The sequence below is a fragment of the Streptomyces sp. NPDC004667 genome, assembly GCF_040609475.1.
Taxonomy (GTDB): Bacteria; Actinomycetota; Actinomycetes; order Streptomycetales; family Streptomycetaceae; genus Streptomyces.
In genome coordinates this window covers 72,399-80,291 of record NZ_JBEXKC010000033.1, presented here as the reverse complement: position 1 = coordinate 80,291, position 7,893 = coordinate 72,399, and the positions used below count along the sequence as shown (strand labels likewise).

The 7,893-nt window shown below is 72.9% G+C and carries 6 protein-coding genes; 4 read left to right on the top strand and 2 right to left on the bottom strand.

Annotation, left to right across the window (positions count from 1 at the left end; genetic code table 11):
* Window positions 1-205: 205 nt before the first annotated feature.
* Window positions 206-802 (bottom strand): histidine phosphatase family protein, encoded by a 597-nt coding sequence (locus ABZW32_RS20270; protein WP_266839188.1) that lies wholly within the window; start codon window positions 800-802, stop codon window positions 206-208.
* Window positions 803-919: 117 nt separating this feature from the next.
* Here ABZW32_RS20270 and ABZW32_RS20265 point away from each other — a divergent pair, with 117 nt between their 5' ends.
* The 4 genes from ABZW32_RS20265 to ABZW32_RS20250 are packed head-to-tail and all read left to right on the top strand — an operon-like array spanning window position 920 to window position 5,889.
* On the top strand, window positions 920-1,849 hold the full coding sequence (locus ABZW32_RS20265; RefSeq protein WP_356217703.1) for a phosphatase PAP2 family protein: 930 nt from the start codon (window positions 920-922) through the stop codon (window positions 1,847-1,849).
* Window positions 1,788-2,978: a hypothetical protein gene (locus tag ABZW32_RS20260; protein WP_356217701.1), complete on the top strand. Its 1,191-nt coding sequence runs from the start codon at window positions 1,788-1,790 to the stop codon at window positions 2,976-2,978. The genes ABZW32_RS20265 and ABZW32_RS20260 overlap by 62 nt, the downstream gene beginning before the upstream one ends.
* Window positions 2,966-4,561 carry a hypothetical protein gene (locus ABZW32_RS20255; protein ID WP_356217700.1) on the top strand — a complete coding sequence of 532 codons (1,596 nt, stop codon included), beginning with the start codon at window positions 2,966-2,968 and terminating at the stop codon, window positions 4,559-4,561. Before ABZW32_RS20260 ends, ABZW32_RS20255 begins: the two co-directional genes overlap by 13 nt.
* Window positions 4,558-5,889, top strand: coding sequence for an AAA domain-containing protein (locus tag ABZW32_RS20250; protein ID WP_356217698.1), 1,332 nt, complete (start codon window positions 4,558-4,560; stop codon window positions 5,887-5,889). Before ABZW32_RS20255 ends, ABZW32_RS20250 begins: the two co-directional genes overlap by 4 nt.
* Window positions 5,890-6,002: 113 nt before the next feature.
* On the opposite strand, the gene ABZW32_RS20245 is transcribed toward ABZW32_RS20250, so the two are convergent.
* Window positions 6,003-7,682: a recombinase family protein gene (locus ABZW32_RS20245; protein ID WP_356217697.1), complete on the bottom strand. Its 1,680-nt coding sequence runs from the start codon at window positions 7,680-7,682 to the stop codon at window positions 6,003-6,005.
* Window positions 7,683-7,893: the final 211 nt, after the last annotated feature.

Genomic DNA, 7,893 nt, shown 5'->3' with positions numbered 1-7,893 from the left:
CGGGGCGCAGGCCCGGGGCGCAGGCCCGGGGCGCAGGCCCGGGGCGCAGGCCCGGGGCGTGGGTACGGGGCGTGGGTACGAGGCGTGGGCCCGGGGCGCGGATCCGGCGCGTGGATCCGGCGCGTGGATCCGGCGCGTGGATCCGGCGCGTGGATCCGGCGCGTGGGTACAAGGCGCGGGTACGAGGCGCAGGCCCGGGGCGCCGTCAGCCGTCGAGGTGGCCCGTGTCGTTCCAGCGCTCCAGCGCGGGGGCCCCGTAGGCCCAGCCCAGGACCGAGAGGGAGGTGGGGTCCAGGCGGATGCGGGCGCCGAAGGAGGCCTCGAAGCCGAGCCAGCGGGCGGCCAGGGTGCGCAGGACGTGGCCGTGGGCGAAGACCAGGACATCGCGCTCGGCCGAGCGGGCCCACTCGACGACCTCGTCCGCCCGCGCCGCGATGTCGGCGACGGACTCGCCGCCGGGCACCCCGTCGCGCCAGATCAGCCAGCCCGGCCGGACCGCCTGGATCTCCGCCGGGGTCATGCCCTCGTAGTCCCCGTAGTCCCACTCCATGAGGGTGTCCCAGGGCTCCGCCTGGAGCCCGAAGCCCGCCAGGTCACAGCTCTCGCTCGCGCGGACGAGCGGGCTGGTGCGCACCTCCAGGCCGCGCAGCGACGCCCACGGTTCGCGGGCGAGCCGCTCGCCCAGCAGCTTCGCCCCCTGCCGGCCCTCGTCCAGCAGGGGCACGTCCGTGCGCCCGGTGTGCTTGCCGAGCCGGGACCATGCCGTCTGGCCGTGGCGGGCCAGCAGGATGCGGGGGGCCATATCTTCTTCTCCCGGTTCGTGGGCGTTCGCCCCGGATGCAGCGGTTCCGTCGTCCGTCCATCATCCACGACGTGAACACGGGGCAACTCCGCCCGCCCCACGGGCGTCATACACCTCATGACCAAACGGCCTTGGCCCACGCGCTGGTGGGCGGAACTGTTGCTCCTGGGTCTCGTCTACGGCGCCTACTCGGGCGGCCGGCTCCTCGCCCGGGGCGACGCGGACCTCGCCGTCGGCCACGGGCTCGCGATCCTGCGCGCCGAGGAACTCCTGCACCTCGACTTCGAAAGACCCCTCAACCGGCTGTTCTCGCGCACCGGCGCGCTCGGCATACCCGCCGACTTCGTCTACGCCTCCCTGCACTACCTGGTCACCCCCGCCGTGCTGCTCTGGCTCTACCACCGGCGGCCCGCGCACTACCGCACCGCCCGCACCTGGCTGGTGGCCTCCACCCTGCTCGGACTGATCGGCTTCACCCTGCTGCCCACCTGCCCGCCCCGGCTGCTCGACGCCCCGTACGGGTTCACGGACACCATGGCCCGGTACAGCGCCTACGGCTGGTGGGGCGGCGAGGCGAGCGCCCCGCGCGGACTCGGTTCCCTGACCAACCAGTACGCGGCCATGCCGAGCCTGCACGTCGGATGGGCCCTGTGGTGCGGGCTCCTGGTGTGGCGGTACGCGCGGCGTCCGCTCGTACGGGCGCTGGGCCTGGCCTATCCCGCGCTCACCACGGTCGTGGTGATGGGGACGGCGAACCACTACTTCCTCGACGCCGTCGCCGGGGCCGCCGTGATGGGTGCCGGCCTGGCGATCGCGCGCCGCCTCGCCGCGCGCCGGGCGCCGGAACCCTTGTCCGCACCGGACCGCGCGAAGGACACCACGCCCGCCGCGCCCTCGCCCGCCGCTGGCGCTCCGCCGGAGGCCCAACCGGCCGGTTTTCACGGTACGTCCACGCTTGTCAGTGGCGGATGGGACACTTCCGCCCGTGAGCTCCTACCCGCCCGCCGCTCCCGCGCAGACGACGACACTGCGGCAACGCCTCGCTGACCTGCGCGGCCCCGCCGTGCCGCCCCGGCCGCTCGACGCCCGCTCCCTGGCCGCGCTCGCGGCCAACCCCGGATGCGGCAGACGCGCCCTGCTCGACGGCGCCGGGGTGGACAAGGGCGCGCTCGCGGCGGCCCTGGGCGCGCCCGCCGCGTTCGGCCAGTCGCAGTTCGCCATCGTCCGCGGCAACTCCTTCGAGGCCAAGGTCAAGGCCGACGGCGGGGCCGAACTGCTGCGGCTCGCGCACACCCTCCTGGGCGGCGCCGCCGAGCCCCCCGGACCGGACGCCCGGGTGCCCGACCTGACCGCCGCCGGACCGGAGGGACGCGCCGCCCGGACGGCGCTGGCCCTGCGCGAGGCCACCGCCGCGGGGGCGTGGACGCTGCTGGACCATCCGATGCTGGCGCTGGAGGTGGCCGGCACCCCCGCCTACCTGGAGCCCGACGCGGTCGTGGTGGACCCCGGCGGCCGGTGGAGCGTGGTGGAGATCAAGTCGTTCCCGATGATCGACGGGGCCGCCGACTCCGCGAAGGTGGGCGCCGCCGCGCGGCAGGCCGCCGTCTACGTGCTCGCCCTGGAGCGGACCGCCGGGAAGGTGCCCGGCGCCGAGGTCGGCCACCGGGTCCTGCTCGTCTGCCCCAAGGACTTCTCCAACCTGCCCACCGCCGCGCCCGTCGACGTACGCCGCGAACGGGCGGTGACCCTGCGCCAGATGGAGCGGCTGACCCGGGTCGAGGAACTGGCCGCCGACCTGCCGGCGGGCCTCAGCTTCGACCCGGCCCGGCCCGCCGGCGAACTCACCGAGGCCGTCTCCGCCGTCGGCGCGTCCTACGCCCCCGAGTGCCTGGCCGCCTGCGAGCTGGCCTTCCACTGCCGCGAGCGGTCCCGCGCCGCCGGGGACCCCGCCGCCCTGGGCCGCTCCGTACGGGGGGAGCTGGGCGGGCTCACCACCGTCGACGCCGCCCTCGCCGCGGCCGCCTCCCCGGCCCCCGCCGACCGGGTCTCCGAGGAAGGGGACGACCCCACCGCCGCCGCGCTGCGCCGGGCCGCCCGGCTGCGCGCCGAGGCGCTGGAACTCGCCGCCGCCCGGCCCCCGCACCCCGCCCCGGAGGGCCCCGCATGCCCCTGCTGAACACCCTGGCCCGGCTGGAGGCCGTCCGCGCGGGCCGCGCCCGGCCGCTGGCGACCGTACGGCACCGCCACCTGAGCGAGCGGCCGCTGGTCCTCGTACCCCTGACCACCGCCGGAGAGGCGGGGGCCCCGCTCGGCGCGATGCTGGGCACCGACCCGGACGACCCGCTCGTCCTGGTGGTCCCGCAGCCGCGCGACCGGAACCTGCGCTGGACGTTCCTGGCGGGGCTGGCGGAGCGCGTGATGCCGTACGTCGACGGGTACGCGGACGTCGTGGAGCCGGCCGAGCGCACCGAGACCGACCCGGAGACCGGCCGGAAGTCCAAGGTCGAGGCCGAACTGTGCGTGGACGCCCCGCAGATCATCGTGCCCAGCCGGGCCGGCGTGGAGTACGTACGGCTGCTGGGCCGCTCGATGCGGTTCCGGCGCACCGCCGAGGAGGACCCGGAGAACCCGTACCCGGCGCCCGCCCGGGTGCCGCTGCTGGGCCGCTGGTTCACGCACCTCGCCGAACGCTCCCGCGTCCCCGGATCCTCGATGCTGCTCAGCGCCACCGAGCTGCTGGGACGGCACTGGGCCACCGGCCAGAGCAACCTGGAGGACCAGCACCTCGGATCGCTGCTGGGCTGGATAGCTCCGCCCGGGGGCACGTCGGGGGCCGAGTGGGCCCTGCACGTGGAGCTCGGCCGCGACGGGCACGGCCGGCTGCTGTTCCCTCCGGCCGGCCCGGCCACCGACCCGGCCTTCGACAACGGGCTGCTCGCCCCGGCGATCACCCGCTTCGACGCGGCCCGGGCGGCGGCGGCCGCGGCCGAACCGGGCACCGAACCGGCCGCCGAGGAGCGCGTACGGGAAGCCGAGCGGGCGGTCCGGGAGCTGGTCGTCTCGCAGATGGCGCACACCTGGCGGCAGACCTGGGAAGCGCTCGCCCTGCTGCGCGCCCTGCCGCCGGGCGAGCGCACCGCGGAACGCTGGACCCGCGACCGGTGGTCCTTCACCGGCCACCGGGACCGCGTCCGGGCGGGCGAGCCCCCGCAGCCGCGCCGCGACGACGCGGTGACCGCGGCCCAGAAGCTGGCCACGCGCGAGACCGAGCAGGTCCGGCTCGACGCCCAGGAGGCGCTGGACGACCCGCTGGTCATGGCGGGCCGGCGGCTCGCGGGCGAGGCCTTCGCCGGTGAGGTCACCGAAGTGGTGATGGAGTGGACGGAGGGCAAGCGGCCCCGCCCGCGCCCGCTGGTGACGGTGGCCACCGAGGACCGGCCCCAACTGGCCGACGAGGGCGGCGGGAAGGTGTTCCGCTCGCTCGACGGGCGCCAGCAGGCCTTCGCGTTCGTGCGCCACGAGGAGGACGGGCAGCTGGTGCTGCGCGTGCTCGACAAGATGGGCGCGGGCCGGGAGCCGGTGGCGGGCTCGGTGCCCGAGAAGGGCGACCGGGTGTGCTGGACGCTGTTCGAGCACGACGCGCGGGGCGGACCCAAACTGCCCGATCCCGAGCACACCCCGTGGACGCACGGCGGGCCGCCGGCCCACCTGGGCGCCCCGACGCCGCCCGACTCCGTGACCGACGAGGACCTCCTGTGACCGGCTTCGACCCGGGCGCGGCCGCCGCCGAGGCGACCGCCGCCATCCTGCGCGACACCCTGCACGGCACCGAGCGGGGCGTGGTGGTGGACTCCCCGCCCGGCGCGGGCAAGTCGACGCTGGTGGTGCGCGCGGCCCGCGAACTGGCCGCCGCCGGACGCCGCCTGATGGTGGTCGCGCAGACCAACGCACAGGTCGACGACCTGGTGCTGCGGCTCGCCGACAAGGATCCGGAGCTGAAGGTCGGCCGGCTGCACAGCAGCGACGGTGACGCGTACGACCCCGCCCTGCGGGAGCTGCCGTCCGTCACCCTCTCCGCCAAGCCCGGGGACCTGGCGGAGCTGCCGGTGACCATCTCCACGGCCGCGAAGTGGGCGTACGTGAAGGACGCGGAGCCCTGGGAGCATGCGATCGTCGACGAGGCGTACCAGATGCGCTCCGACGCGCTGCTGGCCGTGGCCGGGCTGTTCGACCGGGCGCTGTTCGTCGGCGACCCGGGGCAGCTGGACCCGTTCAGCGTGGTGGGCGCCGAGCAGTGGGCGGGCCTGTCCTACGACCCCTCGGCGTCGGCGGTGTCCACCCTGCTGGCGCACAACCCGCAGCTGCCGCAGCACCGGCTCCCGGTGTCCTGGCGGCTGCCGGCGACGGCCGCGCCGCTGGTCTCGCGCGCCTTCTACCCGTACAGCCGGTTCCGCAGCGGTACGGGTCCGGGCGAGCGGCGGCTCACGTACGGGGTCGCGGGCGACGGCTCGGGCCCCGACCGGGTGCTGGACGAGGCCGCCGCCTCGGGCTGGGGCCTGCTGGAACTGCCCGCACGGCACACCCCGCGCACGGATCCGGAGGCGGTGGGGGCGGTGGCGCTGGTGGTCCGGCGGGCGCTGGACCGGGGCGCGGTGACCGCCGACGAGCAGTCCCCGCGGCCGTCCCCGCTGACGGCCGACCGGATCGCCGTGGGCACCGCCCATCGCGACCAGGCCGCCGCGGTCCGCTCGGCCCTGGCCTCGCTGGGCGTCACCGGGGTCACCGTGGACACCGCGAACCGGCTCCAGGGCCGCGAGTACGACCTCACGGTGGTCCTGCACCCCCTGTCGGGCCGCCCCGACGCGACGGCGTTCCACCTGGAGACGGGCCGCCTGTGCGTCCTGGCCTCCCGCCACCGGCACGCCTGCGTGGTGGTGGCCCGCGCGGGCATAGCGGAACTCCTGGACGAACACCCCTCGACGGAACCGGTCCAGCTGGGCGTCACGGTGAAGTTCCCGGACGGCTGGGAGGCGATGATGTCCACGTGGGATTTCTGGTCCAACCACCGAGTCCGGTGGCGGCCGTAGGGCACGGGTGGGCTCGGGGCCCGGTCACTTCGCCCATGAGCGTCCCCGGTGTCAGGGAGTGCTTCCCGGGTGGTGGGTCCGCTTGGGCAGGAGATTCGAGGCCACGACAAGAGCTACGGAAGCTCCCGCGAAATCGGTGAGGAACTGACGCCGAACTGGCCAATCTCCTCCTCCAGGAGTTCGTTGAAGATTTTCAGAGCTTCAAGATTCCACGCTTCTTCGTCACTCGGCTCAAGGGATCCGTCCAGAGCGCCACTGACCCTCTCGGCAACATCACCCGGAGAGATGACGTAGACGGTCATGTTTCGCCCCTTCGCCTTGGGGGATCCCCAGACGAAGAGCCGAAAGCCCTCCTCGCGAAGGAACGGACCCCGCTCCGTCCAACCCCTCATGGTGGACCACTTCCCGGCGTAGGTCTGGCCGGTGCCGGCAACCTCCCACCTTCCCGGAACGAAGGGTTCACCCATCAGCGCTTCGAGGTTGGCCGCGTGCCGCTCCATCGCACCGGTCAGGGAAGCGACCACGGCAGAGGAAGCGGCCAAGGCGATTGATTGCGCCAGATTGTCGATGGCCCGCTCAAGCTCCTTGATCTGCTTCCTGTTGTCCCTACCCGGGACATACCGGCGTTCCGTCATTTCCTCATTCCCCAACTTGGCGAGGAATGCATGCTCCGCCATGACGTAGAGCTGATCCTGCGACCAGGAGACGGAGAACTCACACGCCTTGCCATTGGACCACGAGGAACAGCGGAAGTATTTGTGGGACCGAATCTCCCCCGTGGTCAGCTTTCCCACTGAGCTGTTCTCGTACATCTTCTTTCCACAAGGACAGTGGAGAACACCTGCCATGGGAGAAGCATTGGACTTGATGCCCGCACGATGCCGGCCGAGCGCGGCAACGGCTACCTGCAACTCGGCGAATTCCTCATCACTGAGGATCGGTTCCGCCCACCGCACGGGCATGCCGTCACGAACAAGCGGCTCACCCTTGTGCATGGCGATTCCTTGAAGGATCGGCTTCTTCAGGATCTTCCCCAGGGTGGCAGTGGTCCACCGGGTTCCCTTGATCCCCGTCTTGGCGCCGACCTTCTTCTCGCCCGCGTTCACGCTCCGCTGGTAATCCTGCGACGTGAGGACACCGCGCTTGTTCCAGTCTTCACAGAGACGGCTCATGCTCCACCCCCGGACACCGATCCGCTCGTACGCCTCACGGATCAGGGGCCCCGTTACGGGGTCGATGACCAGCTTGTAGCGCTGCCTGCCCTGGTACTCCGTGAGCACCGGGCGGTAGCCGAAAGGCCACGTACCACCACCCCACAGGGATTCATCGCGGTAGTACTGAGTCTGGTTCCGGCGCTTCTGCACGATGGCTTCCCGGTACTCCTGCGCTTGGGTCGCCTTGATGTAAGCGATCATCCGGCCGTTGCCGGGGGTGATGTCCAGCGCGGGGTCGTCCAGACAGATGACGTCCTTGCCGCCCCGGTAGCACTTGTCCGCGAACATCTCCCAGTGCGTCTGGTTGCGAGTGATGCGATCCAGAGAGGTGACCATGATCGCGTCCCACTCGTACCAGAGCGGCTCACGCATCCACCTGCCGAGGCCAGGCCGCTCCTCAGGACTTACCGCACCCGAGATGAACGAGTCCTCTGCATCCCCCACCTCGTCGAACCGGCCCCCGGCGACCGCGCCGTCCAGGGCCTCAGCCTGACGCGCCAGAGCAGAGCTGTCCTCGGAGTCCCGGCTGATCCTCCGCATCTTCAGAACGCGGGTGCCCGGTGACGGCCGGTATGACATGTCGTTACCCCCTACGCAGTCCCCATCCACTTCCGATGAAGCTACATGGTGATCATGTTTTCCGAGTATTGGGAGGCGAATCACTCTGTCCTCGCCGAGCACCGGGTGGCGTGGCGGCCCTGAGAGGCGCCGGGCGCGTCGTGACATACGGCGGGGTTCCGGTTTTCCCCTGTGGGTCCCGGCGGCGAGACTTCGGTGCGCACAGCACACC